Source organism: Fervidicoccus sp., from assembly GCF_049967375.1.
In the GTDB taxonomy this organism is placed as follows: Archaea; Thermoproteota; Thermoprotei_A; order Sulfolobales; family Fervidicoccaceae; genus Fervidicoccus; species Fervidicoccus fontis.
The window spans coordinates 1-19199 of sequence record NZ_JBMFSV010000007.1 but is presented as its reverse complement, the minus strand read 5'-3'; the positions used below and the strand labels follow the sequence as shown (position 1 = coordinate 19199).

Sequence of the window (19199 nt, the reverse complement as noted above, 5' to 3'; positions counted from 1 at the left end):
CACATTGTATACATTATTTAAATATATCTAACATGTTAGGATTTAGATAGCTAATGAGATCGCTAGTTTTTACCTTATATAGCTTATTCTTGCTTCCTCCGCCACAAAGTATATACTCTTCTTCTAAAATCTTCGGGTCTAGAAAAATTTTCAGTTTTTTAATTTGTCTGTCTATAGGACTCACAGCACCCGGTTCAGTGCCGAGAATTCTTTTCACATCTTCTGGAGAAGCAAGCTGAGGCTTTGTACCAAGAATATCATTAGCCTTTATATAGTCTACTTTTCTATCACCTCTAACTATGAAAACAACATATTCATTATTGAGCTTGAAAAGTAACGTTTTTGCTATCTTTTCTCTCGGTTCACCGCTCAACAAAGACGCCTTTTCAACAGTCTCAACAGTTCCTGAGAACTCTAAAACTTCTACTTTTAAGTTATCAATTACTTCATAGTTCATTGCTAATAACCTATTAATAATTATTGTACTTATATTTTTATTAAGTTATCTATGTCTATTATTCTATGTGCAGAATATTCCTTTTTAAATATCTCCCTGTTCCAACCTTTTTTCTTAGCTTCCCGATCGTACTTAATGATCAGTTCAAAGACTTTCATCGCATGAGGATATTCAGCTGGAAATGATGACTTCGGATCGCTGGTTTCTAAATCATTAATATGATTTTTAACGACTTCGCAATCAGCACTCACTCGTAAAGTGAAATCATCCAATCCTATTATCAATGGAAACATCTTACAAGAAAGAGGCTTTGAATTATGTATTGTACATCTGCCTTCTCTATTTAAAAAAGGGCATCTTCCTTCAATTTTCCATCTGTACATTAAAACCCCAATTTCCTCATTGTTAATTTTATAAATGATGTAAGGCTCAAACATGCTAGATTTGTTAAGTCTTTCTAACCTCCTTTTCTCCCACGGAAAGACCAGAGGAGATTCCTCCTCGCTTTTAAACGTGCAGCAAACAGCTCCGCATAATAAACAATTAAATTTAAACATATTATTTCCTCTTTTTAAAATAATCAATAAAATTTATTTAAAAAATTTAAAATATTGATAATAGCTTAAGAATAGGATAAGGGATTTTTAATTCCCTAAAATTTAAACTTAAGATATTTGCAGTATATAATAATTCGTATCTATTATGGATACTTCATAAAAATAAAGGTGAGTCGTAAAAATGGAAGTTAAGATTCCGATTTCAAAGCCTATAATAGAACAGGATGAAATTGATGCAGTTATAGAAGTTTTAAAAAGCGGCATGCTCACGAGAGGTAAGAATACTGAACTTTTTGAAAAGGAATTTGCATCGTATATTGGAACGAAATACGCAGTTACTGTGACCAATGGTACTGTCGCATTGGAAGCAGCTTTAAAAGCTCTTGGCGTCGGAGAAGGGGATGAGGTCATAGTTCCCGATTTTACTTTTATTGCGACTGCTAACGCTGTAGTTAATGTTGGTGGTAGGCCAGTTTTTGCGGACATAGATGAAAGAACTTACTGTATAGATCCCGAATCTGTCAACGAAAAGATAACTAACAGGACAAGGGCAATTATTCCAGTCCACTTATTTGGTCACATGGCTGATATGAATTCAATAAACGAGATAGCTATTGATAACAAGTTGGTCGTGCTGGAAGATAGTGCGCAAGCTCATGGTGCTGAAATGAATGGAGTAAAAGCAGGAAGCATAGGGCATGCATCCGCATTTAGCTTCTATGCAACAAAGAACATGATGACCGGAGAGGGCGGAATGGTAACTACAAATTTAGATGCAGTCTATGAATTTTTAGTAAAATGGAAAAAACATGGAGAAGCTAAGAGATACTTGAGCGATACTTTAGGAACAAATCTTTCAATGACCGAGATGCAGGCAGCTATCGGTAGAGTTCAACTTAAAAAGCTAGATAGATTTAATGAGATAAGAAGGCAGAATGCCGCATACTTCACAAAAGAACTTTCAAAGGTTAAGGAAATAAAAACGCCTGTGGAGTTACCTGGATATAAACATGTCTATCATCAATATGTAATTAGAGTTCCAGCTGAGGATAGAGACAAGCTAATAGAACACTTAAATAAACTAGGCATAGGAACCGCAATCCACTATCCTTATCCGCTTCACATACAACCAATCTATAAAGCAATGGGATATCCGGAAAAACAAAATCCGGTATCGCTTGAAGTATCAAAAGAAGTTCTCAGCATCCCAGTCCATCCGCTTCTAAGCAAGAGCGATCTCGAGTATATTGTAAAAGGAATACTGAGCTATTTCAACCAAGCTTAATTTTTATTCAATTACTTAATAATGAAAATACTTTCAAAACATTTTATCATATCTTTTTCTAATTAGAATTAAAGACCAAAGCGATGATCTCTTACAATAAAATTCTTATATATAAGAAGGATAAATGTTAGCATACAATATAAAATTGTTTTCAAATATTTTAGGAGGAAGGAGCAATTAATGAGCAATGAAAAATCATTTTCTTTATTTGAAAAAGAAACAATTCCAGTTGCCTCCAGCCCGAAATTCAAAAGACCAAGAGCTCCCTTTTATATGGAAAGCTGGTGCCCATGGATAAGAGTTCATGCTCAGCCGGTATTTTACTTGTACGATCCAAGAATCTCTCAATCTCCCTCGCCGAAAATAGGTAGCAGTTTGTCCACGAAAATTAGGAAAAAATTAGGTCAGGCAGGATTCTATCACAGCTTTTTAGTTAGAAGTATATGGAGTCAAGCTTGGAAAAAAATTGTGTCATATAGTGGAAATCCCGAATTACCAAATATAGATTCTGAATATGAAAATACGGAGATCGAAGAAGTAAAAAAGGATTTTCTTATTCTGGGAGATGAGGGAGACGCGATAACTTTTGCAAACTTTTTGTATGATGAAGCTAAAGGTAGCATTCTCATGATTTCTTCTAAAAGTAGAAAAGAGCTAGAAAATGAGTCTAAAGAGGCATTAAACGATTCAGTTGAATTTTACACTGGGCTCTATTTAGGTAAGTTCGATGACGGGTTTGTATTTTTAAACAAAGAGAAGAAAAAGATACTCAAAATAGATGCAAAGAGCTTTGTAATTTATCCCGGATTTAGGGATTCATTCCCGATTTTTGAGAACAATGACCTTCCAGGAATAATAGGCTCTTCATTAGCAATAAAGCTTTTAGTGAATAAAGGTCTATTGAAAGAGATAAAGAAGGTAACGGTTTTAATTGGCAATGATGAAAGAGGATATGAAGTTGCTAATGAAATATCAAAATATAAAGATACTACTATCGTTGATGTGAAAAATAACGTTAAAGAAATAAAAGCTTTTGGTTATCCAAAAATAGAAGGAATAATTGTTGATTTGCCATCTGGAATAGAAAAAATTAATACAGATCTTCTCGTTTCAGCTGTTTCATTTATACCCAATATAGAACCAGCCTTGCAGTTAGGCGGGAATATCGTTTATTCTTCGAATCTAAATACAATTACTGTGTATACAAAAAACGGAGAAATTGTAGGTAATAATAATATGTATTTTCTTGGACAGGCGTCCGGAACTCCAAAAAATTTGGTAAAGGAAGAGGCTGAAATTGCCGCAAAGTTAGCTTCGGGAAAGAGTTTATCGACCACAGAGTCGTCTAAATTGGCTGAAATTCAAAAAGAGAAGAATCTTATTGATCCAAATGAAGTTATTGTAAAGGAAAGGCCAGTGTTCATCTTAACTAGCAATACAAAAGGAATGAAATTTGTATGTCCATGCCAAGATGTTACTCTAGAAGATTTAATAAAAGCTTTCGATATGGGATTTTCAAACCTAGAAGAAATTAAAAGGTTTACAGCGCTGGGAACAGGAACCTGCCAAGGAAGAATATGCAGAATTGCTGCATTGCATGCTCTCTCATACTTCAGGAATGTACCTATAGGATCCATTGGCAACTTTAGACAAAGGGCTCCTTTGGTCCCTGTTGAAATAGAATATTTGAGGTGATATATTTGAATTGCAAAAATTCAATAATAGGCGGGGGAGTTGTAGGACTTTCGGTCGCTATGAATCTAGCAATAGCTAATGGAAAAGGAAATGATATATGCCTGTTCGAATCGAAGTATCTCGGTTATGGATCTTCGCTTAGAAACGCGGGAAGGTTCAGAGTTCATTTCGGCGATGAAAACAATTTAGAATTTGCCGTAGAATCTTCGAAATATTTAAACTCGCTATCGAAAATTACAGGCATGAATGTCCTATTTGCAAAAACAGGCTATTTGTGGATAGCTTCTGATGAAGCTTCTTATAATATATTGAAAAATGCTAACTCTACCTTCAAGAAGTGGGGAGTTCCTTTAACAGAAATCCCTTCTGAAGAATTGTATAAAAAGTATAAATTCTTGAGGAAAAGAAATGAGATAATTTCAGGTTTTCTCGGAAAAGAGGACGGAACAATACACCCAGATTCTGTAATTTTCGGCATGGCTAGAAAGTGCAAATCTTTGAAAGTGAACATATTTGAGCATAGCAATGTAGAAGATATAAGCATAAGATCCGGAAAGGTTGAATCAATTAAGGTTAATGGATCCAAGGTTGAAACAGAACGAGTAATTATAGCGAATGGTGCTTGGATGACTTTTTTCTCAGAAAAATTAGGACTGAATTTGCCTATAGAGCCTGTGAGAAAAGAAATATCAGTTACTGAGCCTTTCGCGTATAGGATAGAACCCTTTATTGTTGATTCATCTTTGCATACATATGTTTCCCAAACATTAAAAGGAGAAATAATAGGTTCCACATCAACTGGTGCTGAGCCTAAAGGACTAGTAGAATTAGGGAACTCATTTTTGTGGCTTAAAAAATATGCAGAAAGACTATCGAGAATCCTGGCAGGAGCAGAGAGGATAAGAATAATACGTGCATGGAGTGGCTATTATGAGATGACACCTGATAGATCGCACGTTGTTGGAAGAAGTAATGATTGGCCTGAAGAGCTTTATGTAATTGGAGGGTTCAGCGGCCATGGTTTTATGCTTGGACCATTGGCTGGAAAACTTATGGCTGAATATATATTTACTGGAACAATGCCAAGATTACTTAGGCCATATTCTCCAGAGAGATTCAAAACTGGAAAGCTGATAAATGAAACTTTTGTTATCGGCTGAGAGGTCCTGTTACAATGTTAAGGTTTTTTATCGGAAAATTTTGATAATAGGAATAAAATTTCCCCGCATAATTTCCTTGGATGAGAATTTTTCAGAAGTAACTTTTTCATTTTTTCTTCTAGAACAGAATCGTTGACTTTTAAACCTTCGATTCCTTCACACTTAACTCCTTTAACGATCAATTCTCCGTCGTATGTTAATCCATAATACCTGTTAGGAGCAGCACTTTTAATTGGGTTCAGTGCTTTAGGAAAAATTATCCATTTGTATCTTTGCTCTTCTTTTATTTTCAGTCCTGTACCTTTTTCTATTTCGCCAAGTAATCTATTTGCATCCATATCGTTTATCAATTCTTTAGAGAATTTTTGAAGAAATAGACTGTCTACTATATAATGAAGAACATTAAAACCGTTTTTCAGAGAGATTTCTATTGCTTTGTTCATAACTTTTTTAGAGATAAATATGACCAGTTCATAAGCACCAACATTTCCAAATCTTGCATTTCTGTAACCGAGGTATCCAAAGCTAGCTACCATTATCCATTTTACCGCTTTTTCCATCGTCTTGCTAAATGGTCCGTTTATTTCTTTTATTTTACTTCTAAGATCAATTAGTTTTTTCAGTGTGGATGAAACTAAACCATCGAAGTCTACACATACTTCGTGCGGTGCATCATTTAAGTGAAGTCTGTTTCTACAATTCGGTCTATCAATAGTTTCGGGAGAGATGTTAAATTTAGAGATTATTGATGGATAGAGACTTGAAAAATCGATCTGTAAGACATTTTCATATACTCCAGCTTCCGGAATGCCTATTAGTCCACCTGAGTCATACGTCAGTAACTCATCGACATTTCTCCAACCCTCATTGTATATCCTTATATTAGGAACCACCATTTTTCTTCTGTACGCCTCTATGGCTTCTATTTCTGTTAAAAGTTTCCCTATACTACTTGAAGCTACTTCATTAAGGTTAGTAAAGGAAATCCTTCCTATAATCATCCATCCAGGTATGCTGTCAATAGGATTTCTGACGTCAATTATTAAAATCTTGTTGCGCATATTCTTAGCATTGTCGATGATCATTTCACTTAGGTTTTTTGGAAGAATGATTATGTTGCACTCATTTAGGTATCCTACAAGATCGCGCTCATCATGGAGCTCCATCTCAATAAAGTTTGTTGCTCTATTTCTACTACAGCTTAGTGCATAAAAATTCAGTTTAACCCTTTTTTCATCGTATGTTATGCTTGCAATTTTTAGCTCTGGAAATGAGAGACGCGGAGACCAAGGATCGCTGACTTCACTATCCCATTCAAAAAGAACGACGCCATTTTCTATTAATGAGATGGTTTTAGAAGAAGGCTGAACATTGACTCTTTCTAAATATCCTTCAAGCTCCCAGCGCTTCAGAAGAGGATTTAGAGCTAAATAGTACTCCAGCTCTACTCTAATTATATCCGCTTTTTTATCATACCATGGCGGTAATGACCAGCTTTCTACCTTAATGTCAGAGACTTTCGGATCTCTTTTGATATTGTCTATAACTTCATCTGTGCTTAGCTTTTTAGCGATAAGATACATTGGATATTTAGTGTAGACTTCTTTAACCCTTTCTTCTCCATATTCATTTATCTGTACCAACTCAATTTGATTTGGGAAAAAATTAGCTTTTATGTTCCACCATCTGCTCAATTTCATCTATCCTCTTCAAAGCCTTTATTAATCCTGAAAGCAGTATAGCATAGGGATAGTCGTAGGGTGGAACAGCCTTAAATACAGGCGCGAGCTCCTTATAGCTTGCAATAATTTCATTCATAACTTTTCTGATTTCCGGGTCATGTATATATTCCATCATCTTCTCCAGTCGCTTAATTTCGTAATCTACAACCATTCTAACAGAGGGAGTTGTCCTTCCCATTTATCTCTCACCGATAGAATTTCATTTATACTTCTTACTAGGCTTTTTTCAGGCCTTGAAGGGTGTTTAATTAGCGTAGCTCTATAACTCCTTCTATCAACAATTTCTAATCTAACAATCATGTATGCGCTATGGTGGCTTAGATTTCCCCCTTCAGGAAGGAATCTGCCAAACTTACTTACTCTGTTGAATAAAAGAACTCTCTTGCCTTCAGCTGAAAGTGCCCTCATCATTGCAATTAGCCTAGCAAGTTTCCAATAATTTCTTGGCTCTGAAGGAGAATGAATATACGGATCGATGATTGCAATGTTTTCTGCATCAATATTGCTTGCGCTCTTAAGCATATTTATGGCATCTTCTAATCTAAATGCCCTTGAAACTAGCATGTCGTTTGTATTGCAACCAAAGCTTCTTGCATACATTCTCAGCATATAGAAGTCGTAATTTATGAGCTCATTCTGCATAATGCCTACGGCTGTTCCATCTATGCAGTGAAAGTTTGCTATTACCTTATAAGAGGTTTGAAGAACAAGCTGAAAATCTCCGTAAAACTCTGCAATGATGCCTTTCGGAATACATCCTACTAATTCATCAATACCTTCTATTCCGCTCTTTTCGCATTGCTTCACATCATATGAACGACTATCCTTGGAAGAAACCTGAATACTAAAAGACTTCATTATCATATCACTTTGTTCAATATGTTTTTGTTTCCTTTGAGATCCTTCTATTTCGATAATATAGAAAAGAACATATGTACCAGGAATAGGTAGAGAGTGAAAACCGAAAGTAATCTATCTTATAAAAATGATAAGATGTTTTAAAGATAGGAGCCCTTTTTCCCTTTTATGTGGTGGGCCCGGGGGGATTTGAACCCCCGACCTTCGGGTCTCTCCCTATTTCACATTTCCAGTCACATTTCATCGCCTTCGGGGCTCATCAGACCCGTAAGCATTGTGCATATTACGGAGTCTGCCAGCCGGAGAGCCAGCAACGTTCGCTGACTGGAGCTTCAGCCTTTGGGTCATTTTCTACCCAAAGACCGCTGCTCTGCCTGGCTGAGCTACGGGCCCTCCAACGTTCATCTATTTATTTATTAAAAATACTGCCTATTTTTATTTTTTCTTTTTGTTTTGAGATCAATTTTTATAAGAGAATGCTTTATAATATTATTTGAAAGTTTCTTAATCGGTGAATGGATTGGCAAGCGTAAAAATTGTCTACCCAGATGCAAAAATATTCAAAAGTTTATTTGAATCGATGTCAAAGCTTATCGATGAAATTAGGCTTGAAATAAATGAAAATGGATTGGAAATAAGAGCAATAGATTCAGCAAACGTCGCTCTCATGAGCGTTTCATTTCCTAAGGAATCATTTTCAGAGTTCATAATCAACGAGAAAAAAAGCGTCGGTCTAAATCTGAGCACGTTAGTCAAAATGATGAAGAGAGTGAGAAAGGAAGATAGATTCGAAATTGAAATTAATGAAGATGAAATCTCATTAAGGCTCATCGGGACAACGAAAAGAGAGTTTAAGGTAAATAACTTAGAGGTTGCAATCCCTGAAATTCCTGAAGGAGGGATAGAATTTTCCACTAGGCTGAAAGTAATAAGTGAGCCACTGAAGCATGCCCTAAAGGATTTGGAACTTGTAGGTAATCAAGCAATTTTTGAATTTGATGGTAATGAAAAACTAATGATATCTTCAGTAGGCGAGGGAAAATATGAAATGCAATTGACCAAAAGTAGCGGGTCAATTATAGAAGTAATTTCCGGTAATCCCGCAAAAAGCACATATAGTGTGGAGTACCTCTTGAATTTACTATCATTAACGAAAATCGCCGACACAATTTCAATATCCTTTTCCTCGCAGATGCCCATAAAGCTTGAGATAGATCTTCCGACTGGAGGAAATATATCCTATCTTTTAGCTCCTGCAATTGTTTGAATTAGTGAAATTAAAAATTAGCAATCTTCCTTAAAACCGTACAATTTGGTTTATTATTTATTGTAAAACTTTTGTGGTGCCTGTTAAATGCTAACCAAAGCAGGCGATGAAATTAAGGAAATGAGCTCTGAGCAGGCTGCAGAATACTTCCTTTCACTGCTTTCTGCTTCAGGACTAAGCGAAAAAACCATAAGAAGCTATAGAGCTGCTATATATGATTTTCTAAATTTTTCAAAAGTGAAAAGATTAAATGAAATATCTCAAAATCTAATTTTGAACTGGATAAATTACAGGCTTAAAAACGGATTTGAAAAAAGGGGAGGTAAAGAAGAAAAAAGGAAAATTCAATCAACCATGCATTATTACACTTTATTTTTAAGAAAATGGCTAACTTGGGCTGGATTCGACAGCAAGATCGTTCCTATAGTTAAAAAACCTCAGAGCGGAGAAATTTCAGCGCTTACCAAAGAGGAAATAGACAAACTTTTCAGCTCAAGCAGAGACCTTCTTGACATGTTAATAATATCCCTTTTATTTGAAACTGGAATGCGAGCCAATGAATTGCTTTCTATAACTGCTGATGATGTTGATTTAACAGATGGGGAAATAAGTGTAAAAAACGCTAAATACGGAAAAGTGAGGACTGTTTTCTTAGGAGAAAATTCGAAGTTCTTGCTTGCTGAAAGAGTGAAAAATATAAGCTCAGGAGAAAGGGTTATACCGCTTTCATATAACGGACTATATAAAAGAATAAAATCATTGGCAAAAAGAGCTGGTATTCCATTAGAAAAAGTTAGACCTCATATATTGAGGCACACTTTTGCAACTGAAGCTGTCAGAAGCGGAATGAGCCTTCCTGCACTTCAAAAAATATTGGGCCATTCTGATATTAAGGTTACGCAAATATATACGCATTTACTAAAAGACGATCTTAAGAAAGAGTATTACTCGAAGTTCACTTCGTCGAGAGAAAAAACAATGTCAAAGAACGACGAGAGTTCCGCATTCAATGATGAAAACATTCACGAAGACATAAAATTTTGTCCAAATTGTGGAAAAAAATTGCCGCCAGGATCAAAATTTTGTCCTTTCTGCGGCTATAGACTTCCTTTAGTTGGTTCAGATGGAAGTAATCAAATAGAAACTTAAATTTTAGAAATGCATAACTTTTATAAACAATATTGAAAAAGCTAATTGTATGTTTTTTGTATAAAAGTTTTGATTTATATGTTTTGAGAGTGAGAAAAATGTTGATAGGTATATATCCACCGCGGTATACGGTAAAGCTTGATATGACTTTTAAAGACGCAATTTTTGGATTAAATTTTAGAAGAATACGTTATCCTCCTGTAATTGAAGAGGACGGAAGATATATGGGTCTGCTTAGACTTCAAAATATTATTGAAAAGACATATGAATATTACGAAAAAAATACCTTCGCTGAGCTTCAAAATATTAAAGCATTAGAGTTAAGCGACAATACTGTACCTCCGGTAACGTTGATGAAACCTAGCATTGATGAATTAATAGATCTCATGACTTCGCATAAGGTTGGCGCTTTAGCGGTAGTAAATAAGAATGAAGAAGTGATAGGAGAGATAACCGAAAAAAACTTGATAGATACTATTGACATTAGAAAGCCATTCGGAATTTTGATAGGAGACATCATATCTGGAAAAGAAATTATAAAAGTTGAAGCTACAGACATTCTGATAAGTGCCGTAGAGCTTATGAGAAAACATAAGGTAAAGAGGCTTCCTGTGGTTTTTCAAGGAGAGCTTATTGGAATCATAACCATTAGAGATGTTTTAAAATATTTTGCACTCCAACTTAGAAGCTATGGAAGCATTCGTGAAGACTCTCTGAAGGTACCAATTTGGAGTATCTCGACGCCTAAGCCGATAACAATAGGCATCGACGATGACATCGTAAAAGCAATTGAACTTTTTAAAACGGAAGATGTCGGCTCTTTAATAGTCGTAGATGAGAATTACAACTTACGCGGCATGCTTACGGAGATTGATATATTAAGGCACTACGATCTGCTTTCAAAAAACTAAAATTTGTTTATTTATAAATTGTAGATTTAATGATAACAAAGAGGAGGGTTCTACGTTCAGTTTAAAAACGCGAGGCAAGCAGAGCTTTTTCGTTTTTATTTTAGATACCAGCTGTGTTACCGACCCAAGATATAGAAAAGAGTTCTCTACAGATTCTTTGAATGATGTTATTATCAAGCTCACGCAGCTGATTTCCAAGCTTAAATTAAGTCTTGGAGTATCTTTTTTCGTTACCAACTCCATTGCGAAAGAAATGAAAAATTACATGTTAGCTAACGGAGTGGAGGAAAGTACAATAAATGAATTCTTTATGTGGGTTACAGTTAAAATGCCGGAAAAGCTTTCTATCAAAATTCCAGCAGTAATTTTTAGCGAGTACTTAAAAGAAATGAGAATGAGAGAAATAAAAGCATTAAAAATTTCGGAAGACTTTATAAAAAAAGCATATGATTTAAATTATGATGAAAAAAACATATCCGAGTTAATTCATGATTTGCGAGAAAAGTTTAGAGAAGCAATGAGAAAGGGTATAATTGATAGTCCTGAGGATTTCGATGCTGTCCTTTTATCTTATGAGTTAAAGGGTGTTCTTGTTACGAATGATGAAGGGATGAGGAAAGTTAGCGAGATTATGGGCGTGATAACTATTGATCCTTTGGCATTTTTAGAAAATCTCAGAAGGTTGATGATATATTTAAATAACGAGGAAAAGACGTAAAATAATGAATGATGAAACGATGGTGAACCGAACGAAAGTAATGAGGAAAAATCCCCTAACTGAGCAGTTTTTTGAAAAATGTTCAGCTTTATAGAAATTATCTAAATTTATTAACATAAATACGTTTATCGTTTAAAACAAGTTTTGATCTATAGCTTATTTGGCATTCTTTTCTCTATTCAGATATATTTTTAAAGTGATCGCAATTTTTTTGTATCTATTCCGGCTTACATCTTTTAGCTACGGAAAAGACAGAAATATCAAAAATCTCTCTCTTGCTTTTATCGGTGATGCCTATTCCTTGCAACTGAAAGTCCAGCCATTTATAGTGGGGATGAAAAACTATATATTTCTTAAGGTATTATATCATATTTAAGCTTAGTGATCGGCTTGCAAGGTAATTAAGGATTTACAACCTTAACCATTGAAGTAGAATTAGCCCTGAGACCAAAACAATAGAGCTCTTTCAGTGATCAAGGGGTGATCTATGAACACCTAACTCCCCTGCAAATGTAAAAACGAATAGATGCAGAGGACCTATCGCACTTTAGGCATGGAGAAAGCTAGAAATAAGAGCTATATAAATTTTCATACCTTAGTGGGAATATGTATCCAAGGTGGAATCTTATAGAATGGGGAACTTCATGATAAGCTCAAGTCTAATGGCGGATGTGCTCAATATTTCCGAAAATGAGGCAAGAAAAATCTTAAACTCAAAAAATGTGAGATTTTTAAATTATAATGACATAGAGTACTTGACTTTTAGAAGGACGATAGGGAGAATACCTGAAGGCAGTGTGATCATCTATTCAAAAAACAAAAAAGCTCTTTTCGTTCCAGGCTATCCTCAGATTAAGAGAGCTTTGATTCTTAGCACCGCAATTTCGAGACATTTCTTAGATTATATAGTTGTCGAAGAGAAGCTAAATGGATATAACGTAAGGATAGTTAGATATTACGGAAAGATTTTAACGATAACAAGGGGCGGATATATTTGTCCTTATACAACGCAGAAAATAAAGGAATTGCTTGAAAAACTTGGTGGAAAAATTAACAGAGGAGAAGTAGTTTTTGTTGAAGTGGTTGGCGACGAAAACCCTTATACTAGATACAAATATCCAAATTGTAATGGATTTTGCTTCTTTGTAATAGATGTGTTAAAGGGTAAGAAATGGCTTGATGTAAAACAAAAGGAAAGATTCTGTAGAGAAAGAAATCTCCCGTGTGTTAAGCAATATGGAATAGTAAAAAAAGATGAGACAGCCAAGTTATGGGAAATTATAAGAAAATTGGAAAAAGATGAGAGAGAAGGAATAGTGCTTAAGGATATAAAAAATAGAGTTTCCCCGCTTAAATATACCACATCTTATTGCAATATAGGAGATATTAGAGATGGGATGAAGTTTTTCTTCGATGAAGGTAAAGGTTATATTTTTCCAAGAATTTTAAGGGAGATGTTTAAAATTGAGGAAGAAAATCTCGATAAGAGTGAATTAGAAAAGAGAGAGATTGAACTTGGAAAGGCTTTATTAGAAAGTGCAATAGAGTCCATTAATTCTTTCAAGAAGAACGGTTATTTAGGTGAAGAATTTTCTTTGAGGTTTAAAAATATTAATGAGATGAATGAGTTTGTAAGCTTTATGAAAAAGCAGGGAGGATTAATTGAGATTCGAGAAGTAAAAAAAGAAAACGGAGAAATAATAGCAAAATTCTTGAAAAGAAAAAGAACTGAAAAAATTATAGAAGATATCATAAAAAGGGGTATATCTCCTTTAGATTAGACTTGTTGCGTAGGAGTTTGTGCTTGTTCAGGAAGCTTATCAGGTAGAGAGAAAAATGCGACTACCATGAAAATTATTCCGATCAGTAGGATTATGAAGCCTACAAGAATTATAGTTAGTAGCGCTCCCCAAAAATAAAATTTCCCTGCGGTAGAAAAGAGATTTACATTTGTTTTTTCTTTTATTTGTTCAAAGCTTCTCCTCAAATAAGTGCTGGCTATAGTAAAAGTCACCCAAACGATTATTAATGCAACTATAAAAGTGAGAATAGCGGAAAAGAACATTCTTCTTATTGTTATAGCTCCAAGTAAAAATGTTCCCAGTCCTAAAATGATCGCAACTATACTACCAATTATCGTTATCAATATAAAATACATGAAGTTATTAAATATGGTGCTGTCTTTGGTCTCATCCGAAATGTATTTTACTGCTACTCCTATGAGGACCAAACCAATCAATAATAAAATTGATCCTGTGAAATGAAATCCTGTAAAGAAAGATGCTAGATAAAAGAGAGATCCGATACCTCCAATAAGTCTAGCATCGTTGAGTCTGGTCATAAATGTTACCATATCTAAATTATAAAAACTGAAAATAATAAATATTCCGAGAATAATTTTTAGCATCTGTTTACAACTGTTTTCGGCAACTTTCCCTCCTTGGCAAATTCAACAATAGATCTTGCGACATATTCTGAGGTTTCTTTCGTTGCCTCCCAAGAATATCCGCCTATATGCGGAGTGAGTATGACGTTTTTCATGCTTAACAATGGGCTACTAGTAGGTAATGGTTCTGTTTCGTAAACATCTAGTGCCGCATAAATTTCCCCGCTTTTTAGCCTTTCTATTAAAGCCTGCTCATCAATAATGCTCCCTCGCGACGTATTAACAATTAATGCGCCTTTCTTAACTTTGAGTATTCTTTCTTTATTTAAAAGATGCTTTGTTTCTGGAGTTAATGCGATAGTAACGGCTATAATATCGCTTTCTTCTAAAAGCTTATCAAGTTCAATCCTGTTAATATTTATAAGATGTTCTACTTCCGGTTTCACTTTTCTGTCCCAGTAAGATACCTCAGCACCAAAAGCTATCATTCTTTTTGCAAGTTCAGCACCAATCCTTCCCATTCCGATAATCCCAATTTTTTTGCCATGTATCGTGTGACCGATAAGTTCTGAGGGTATCCTGCCTACCCATTTACCGCTTCTTAAGTACTCTTCACCTTTAATTATATTCCTATAATGTGCTAAAATTAAAGCAATTATGTGATCTGCAACAGCTTCGGCTATTGAATCAGGAGCATTGGCAACATATATTCCTCTCTTGCTTGCTTCTTCGATGTCAATCTTATCTAATCCAGAACCGCTAACCATAATAAGCTTCAAGCTTTTTGCTTTTCCTATAAACTCTTTTCCAAATGGATGAGCTGGAGGCACAACTATGATGTCAGCATTAATAATTTCTTTTTCGAGCCATTCTTCATAAGTTTGCTGAGGATGTTGATGGAATGAAACTTCTAAACCCTCTTTTTTTAGAAATTCTAACTCTACTTCATTCGGTTTGTGGATATAGAGAACCTTTATTTGGATCACCATAATTTTTCGAAAAATTTTTAAAAACAAATATCTATCGTATTTATTAAAACTTTTATAATTATAAAAAAATAACCTTTGGTGATTTTTATGAATAACAATTCTTATTATGAGCTTTACGAAAAAGAAACACCCACATCTTCTGGTGAGTATGTAAGGATAAAAGAAGAAGAGCTAAGGGCTTTAGTTGAGAACATTTTTGAGAATAATGGTCTCTCCAAGGAGCACTCAAAAATTGTAACAGATGTTTTGGTATCTGCAGATCTTATGGGAATTTCAAGTCATGGAGTTCAGAGAGTTAATAGGTACATTATGGGGTTGAAAAAATGTTGTGTAAATCCGAGACCCGAAATAAAGGTTGTTAGAGAAATAGGCGCAACAGCAGTGATAGATGCAGATGCTGGCTTAGGACATATTGCTGGATTAAAAGCGATGGACTTGGCAATTGAAAAGGCAAAGACTTACGGAACTTCACTTGTATTAGTTAAAAATAGCCAGCACTTTGGAATTGCAGGATATTATGCCTTAAAGGCAATAGAAAAGAAATTGATCGGCGTAGCCATGACTAACTCTGAGAGCCTGGTTTCATATGTTAATACTGTTGGAAAAACACTAGGTACAAATCCTATCGCAATTGCTATTCCTAAAGCTTCCTTACCACCTATCTTGTTCGATGCCGCCACTTCTATTATCCCAGTTGGAAAGGTCGAGATATATGCCAAAGAGGAAAAGGAATTACCGCATGGATGGGTTCTCGGTGATGATGGAAAAGTCATAAGCAAGGACTCAAAAAAAGCTTTAGAAATGATAAAAAATAACAGGGCATCGCTTCTTCCTTTGGGAGGAATAGGAGAGGAATTTGGAGGACATAAAGGCTCTGGGTTGGCTTTTATAATAGATATCATAACAGGAGTCCTCTCAGGTGCTGCATGGGGAATCCATGTGGGATATACCGTAGGAGAAAAGCCTGCCAATGTGGGGCATGCTTTTGCGGCAGTAAATATAGAATCTTTCATGGAGTTAGCAGAGTTTGAAAAAAGATTGGAAAAATATATAGAAGAGATAAAAAGCTTGAGAAAAATTCCAAATGCAGATAGCATTTGGATCCCTGGGGAAAAAGCATGGTATACTATGCAAACAAGGAAAAAAATTGGAATACCGCTACATAAAAATGTTTGCAATGAGTTAAATAAAATAGCTCTAGATTCTGGAATTAATGAGAGGCTGAATTGCTTATAAAGTATCAATGATTGTTGAGCACATGTTCATATCCAATTATTTCATATCCAATTATAATATAAGAAGATTAATCCTGGATCTCTGCTTAAAATCGAGATCTTCCAGTATAAGTATGTAGTTTCAGTTATTAAGGAAGAATTATTTTCTTAATCTAGCTTTTCGGCTCAAATGATAAAAAATTCAGCTGTAAAGATGTTTTTTCCCTTTCAGTAGAAAACATATTGAATTTTAAATATAAGAATTTAACAAAAAAACGTTTATTTTTTATAAAGAAAAAATTTAAGTGAGGTTAAATAAAATGGAAGTTAACGTAGAAGTGCCCAGATTAGTTGTTGGAAAATATGATTTAGAAAAAACATATATATATATTACTTTGGCGCTTGAAGGTCCTATCTCTAACGCATCTTTTGATAAAGAAAATAGAATTTTAGAGTATGATTGCAGATGTTCGATAAACGAAGATAAAATCTTATCGAGAATTCCAAATGCAAGCGAAAAAACAATAAAATTTATTAAAAAGGTTTCAGAGGAAGATCCAAGCGCATGTATTTCTTGTGACATAGCTATCGCATCTTCTTTATTGTATGCTTTATACAATGGTGAAAGATTGGACGATATTCCTGTTGATGCGGAGCTGAAAATTGGAATAAACAGTTTAATATTAGGCGGTTTGCAGGTGCATATGTTAAAAAGCAACAAACCTATACTGCTGGAATACTTCTATCCGATTGAAAAACTAAAAGTGATTTACGCGTATACAAATAAAACTGAAAGTGAAGGAAATATAATTTTTCCTAAGGAAGCTTTTTTCCACTTATTAGCTGGGATAAGGTTAGCCCAGAACGATTTAGTTGACGAAGGGTTAAATTATCTAAGAGATGCGAGCAAATTAGTATTAAAAGCAAACGATATTCATAACTTGTTAGAACTCAATGAGATTCCTGCATTTCCCGTCTCTGACGGATTTGTCATTTTTTTACCTGTCACCGAAAAATGTTATTCTCCGTTGTATGATTTTAATACTAAAGTTTCAGAAACACTTAAGAAAATGTCGCTTGTTCCAATAATTACAAGAATATCTCGCGGAGGTCAGGTTTTTATCGGATAATTTAGGTACCTTCTTCTTCTACGACCCATCCTTCATTTTCTACATACATGACTTTCCCTTCTTCAAGAAGTCTTTTGAACAAAATTGCCATTTTTTCGCTCAGCATTTTAGATACTTTATCCGCGTTTCTCTCGTTTATTTTTGATAGTTCATTTTTGAAATCCTCCCAAAAAGTTCTGTCTATTGCTACATACTCATTTCCAAGCGTCATCACGACAGCTCCATCTTTTCTTAATCTTTCAAAAAAAGCCCTAGGAGTATTCAGCCAAGATAAGTCCTTTTGGAAAACTACTCCTTCGCTTTTTAGCCTTTCAATGGCTTTTGGCTTAACTTTTTGAGACTGCGTTTCTTTAGCTTGGAACTTCTGTTTCGGCAATTCTTTACGAGTTTCAACTTCACCGATTTTAGACTCAATCCTTTCCATTTCTTCTTTTAGTTCAGCAAAGGATCTGGTAAGTTCGTCGATCTTTGCAGTAAACGGATTTATAAGGTCCTGTATCGTTCGTATTAAGTTTTGAAACTGATCTCTTTCAAGCTGAATTTTTTCTTGTGCCGTTTTTACTTCTTGTTGCGTCAAAGGGAGCTTAGAAGGTTGGAGATTAAATATGTTTTGCTTTACAAATTCCCCTACATCAGAATATCCCATAGAATTTGCTAAATTTTGAAGCTTTTTATACTGCTCCTCCGTAAGACTGAAACAAAGCATTGGAGACATAATGACTCACCTATGGCGGCGAAGGAAGCCTGTTCTTCTCTCTTGTTTTTGCAACTTCTTCCGCTTCCTTCAGGATTGCTTCAACATCCTCATTCATTCCTTCAGACATTGGGATTTGCGGATTGTTTAATAATTCACTGGAGTCAATTTCTAAACCAATCTGATTAAGTTTTTCTTCAAAATCGTTAAACATAATAGAAAGATCTGGATATGCCTTTACGATGCTCTTCTTAAGATCATTAACTAAGGGCACTACATCTTTAAGCATTTCAACACTGCCGTTAAGATCCATTACAGTTTCAAACCTAATTCTAACTCTCTCAACAGAGGTTCTCATATTCCTAATATTAAACAGCACTTTCTTCTGTTCTGCGATTTCTCCCGCAATCATTTTTGCCGCATCGACTCCATATAATTGGTTGTACTTGAGTAGCTCATTCATTTTGCTGTCTATTGAGTTTTGCAACCTATCTTCTATCATTCTCAGCTTGTTCTCCATTAACCTCAGTTGCGTTATTGCCTTCGCCATTTTCGTTTTATCAATCTTTTTTCCGAACAAAGCTGTAGCACCTTTTTATAATATAAAAAATATCATTTAACAATTATATTTATGCAAAAAGAGTTTTAAAAGGAATTTGATTTGCTTACTTCATTTCTTCCTTGAAAGTATTGGCCTTGAAGAAATTATCCTTTCACCACTGAACCACTTAGTTCCAATATACAGAATAATTGCGATGTAGAGGATGTTTGCAATAAAGCTTGTTAGGAGATAGATATAGTTACCCAGAAACACAGATTTTATTGCTATAATCGGCGTAGAAGCTGGCAGAATGGAAACTATAAAAGCTCCAAAGCTTCCAAGCTGAGATATATTTACATAAATGAGCAGCATGTAAGGTATCAAGAATGGAAGCCATATATATGAGGCAATGATCTGTGCTTCTCTTATATTATTCGCAAGAGATG

Annotated in this window: 20 protein-coding genes and 1 tRNA gene; 10 read left to right on the top strand and 11 right to left on the bottom strand. The window is 34.9% G+C overall.

The window, feature by feature from the left end; genetic code table 11:
- Nucleotides 1–13: 13 nt before the first annotated feature.
- Together ACP5SL_RS02240 and ACP5SL_RS02235 are read right to left on the bottom strand one after the other, a co-directional pair.
- The gene (locus ACP5SL_RS02240; protein ID WP_014558371.1) at nt 14–457 is read right to left on the bottom strand and encodes an aminoacyl-tRNA deacylase; all 444 of its coding nucleotides are present in this window, start codon (nt 455–457) and stop codon (nt 14–16) included.
- 29 nt (nt 458–486) lie between these two features.
- Nucleotides 487–1014: a YkgJ family cysteine cluster protein gene (locus ACP5SL_RS02235; protein WP_428228117.1), complete on the bottom strand. Its 528-nt coding sequence runs from the start codon at nt 1012–1014 to the stop codon at nt 487–489.
- 181 nt (nt 1015–1195) lie between these two features.
- On the opposite strand from ACP5SL_RS02235, the gene ACP5SL_RS02230 reads away from it, so the two are divergent.
- The 3 genes from ACP5SL_RS02230 (at nt 1196) to ACP5SL_RS02220 (ending at nt 5154) form a co-directional block, all read left to right on the top strand.
- Nucleotides 1196–2299, top strand: coding sequence for a DegT/DnrJ/EryC1/StrS family aminotransferase (locus ACP5SL_RS02230; RefSeq protein ID WP_014558373.1), 1104 nt, complete (start codon nt 1196–1198; stop codon nt 2297–2299).
- Nucleotides 2300–2479: 180 nt separating this feature from the next.
- Entirely contained in the window at nt 2480–3994 is a 1515-nt protein-coding gene (locus tag ACP5SL_RS02225; RefSeq protein ID WP_428228116.1) for a (2Fe-2S)-binding protein, read from the top strand.
- A gap of 5 nt (nt 3995–3999) precedes the next feature.
- Nucleotides 4000–5154, top strand: coding sequence for an NAD(P)/FAD-dependent oxidoreductase (locus ACP5SL_RS02220; protein ID WP_148683752.1), 1155 nt, complete (start codon nt 4000–4002; stop codon nt 5152–5154).
- Nucleotides 5155–5171: 17 nt separating this feature from the next.
- On the opposite strand, the gene ACP5SL_RS02215 is transcribed toward ACP5SL_RS02220, so the two are convergent.
- From ACP5SL_RS02215 to ACP5SL_RS02200, 4 genes are all read right to left on the bottom strand, one after another.
- Entirely contained in the window at nt 5172–6854 is a 1683-nt protein-coding gene (locus ACP5SL_RS02215; protein ID WP_148683753.1) for a DNA polymerase domain-containing protein, read from the bottom strand.
- Entirely contained in the window at nt 6820–7074 is a 255-nt protein-coding gene (locus ACP5SL_RS02210) for a hypothetical protein (RefSeq protein WP_148683754.1), read from the bottom strand. Before ACP5SL_RS02210 ends, ACP5SL_RS02215 begins: the two co-directional genes overlap by 35 nt.
- The gene (locus ACP5SL_RS02205; RefSeq protein ID WP_148683755.1) at nt 7038–7754 is read right to left on the bottom strand and encodes a hypothetical protein; all 717 of its coding nucleotides are present in this window, start codon (nt 7752–7754) and stop codon (nt 7038–7040) included. Before ACP5SL_RS02205 ends, ACP5SL_RS02210 begins: the two co-directional genes overlap by 37 nt.
- A 171-nt stretch (nt 7755–7925) precedes the next feature.
- Nucleotides 7926–8147: transfer RNA gene (locus tag ACP5SL_RS02200), tRNA-Trp, on the bottom strand.
- A gap of 127 nt (nt 8148–8274) precedes the next feature.
- Here ACP5SL_RS02200 and ACP5SL_RS02195 point away from each other — a divergent pair.
- The 5 genes from ACP5SL_RS02195 (at nt 8275) to ACP5SL_RS02175 (ending at nt 13580) form a co-directional block, all read left to right on the top strand.
- Nucleotides 8275–9021, top strand: a complete 747-nt coding sequence (locus ACP5SL_RS02195; protein WP_193803267.1) for a DNA polymerase sliding clamp — start codon at nt 8275–8277, stop codon at nt 9019–9021.
- Between the two features lie 87 nt (nt 9022–9108).
- Nucleotides 9109–10170, top strand: coding sequence for a tyrosine-type recombinase/integrase (locus ACP5SL_RS02190; protein WP_014558380.1), 1062 nt, complete (start codon nt 9109–9111; stop codon nt 10168–10170).
- A 98-nt stretch (nt 10171–10268) separates the two neighbouring features.
- A complete protein-coding gene (locus ACP5SL_RS02185) occupies nt 10269–11081 on the top strand; it encodes a CBS domain-containing protein (protein ID WP_148683756.1) in 813 nt (270 codons plus the stop codon).
- A complete protein-coding gene (locus ACP5SL_RS02180) occupies nt 11062–11799 on the top strand; it encodes an RNA ligase partner protein (protein ID WP_148683757.1) in 738 nt (245 codons plus the stop codon). The genes ACP5SL_RS02185 and ACP5SL_RS02180 overlap by 20 nt, the downstream gene beginning before the upstream one ends.
- Before the next feature lie 644 nt (nt 11800–12443).
- On the top strand, nt 12444–13580 hold the full coding sequence (locus ACP5SL_RS02175) for an RNA ligase (protein ID WP_193803269.1): 1137 nt from the start codon (nt 12444–12446) through the stop codon (nt 13578–13580).
- Here the strand turns inward: ACP5SL_RS02175 and ACP5SL_RS02170 are convergent.
- Together ACP5SL_RS02170 and ACP5SL_RS02165 are read right to left on the bottom strand one after the other, a co-directional pair.
- Nucleotides 13577–14140: a DUF996 domain-containing protein gene (locus ACP5SL_RS02170; RefSeq protein ID WP_158308331.1), complete on the bottom strand. Its 564-nt coding sequence runs from the start codon at nt 14138–14140 to the stop codon at nt 13577–13579. The genes ACP5SL_RS02175 and ACP5SL_RS02170 overlap by 4 nt on opposite strands.
- Nucleotides 14141–14199: 59 nt before the next feature.
- Nucleotides 14200–15174 carry a 2-hydroxyacid dehydrogenase gene (locus tag ACP5SL_RS02165; RefSeq protein ID WP_193803270.1) on the bottom strand — a complete coding sequence of 325 codons (975 nt, stop codon included), beginning with the start codon at nt 15172–15174 and terminating at the stop codon, nt 14200–14202.
- Between the two features lie 87 nt (nt 15175–15261).
- Between ACP5SL_RS02165 and ACP5SL_RS02160 the strand changes: the two genes are divergently transcribed.
- Nucleotides 15262–16410 (top strand): Ldh family oxidoreductase, encoded by a 1149-nt coding sequence (locus ACP5SL_RS02160; protein ID WP_193803271.1) that lies wholly within the window; start codon nt 15262–15264, stop codon nt 16408–16410.
- A 298-nt stretch (nt 16411–16708) separates the two neighbouring features.
- On the top strand, nt 16709–17518 hold the full coding sequence (locus ACP5SL_RS02155) for a hypothetical protein (protein WP_014558387.1): 810 nt from the start codon (nt 16709–16711) through the stop codon (nt 17516–17518).
- A 1-nt stretch (nt 17519) separates the two neighbouring features.
- Here ACP5SL_RS02155 and ACP5SL_RS02150 read toward each other — a convergent pair whose 3' ends face one another.
- The 3 genes from ACP5SL_RS02150 to ACP5SL_RS02140 form a co-directional block, all read right to left on the bottom strand.
- A complete protein-coding gene (locus tag ACP5SL_RS02150) occupies nt 17520–18233 on the bottom strand; it encodes a hypothetical protein (protein WP_193803273.1) in 714 nt (237 codons plus the stop codon).
- 10 nt (nt 18234–18243) lie between these two features.
- Nucleotides 18244–18792, bottom strand: coding sequence for a hypothetical protein (locus ACP5SL_RS02145; RefSeq protein ID WP_014558389.1), 549 nt, complete (start codon nt 18790–18792; stop codon nt 18244–18246).
- Between the two features lie 90 nt (nt 18793–18882).
- On the bottom strand, nt 18883–19199 hold a 317-nt coding region (locus ACP5SL_RS02140; RefSeq protein ID WP_428228115.1), incomplete at its 5' end, for a hypothetical protein.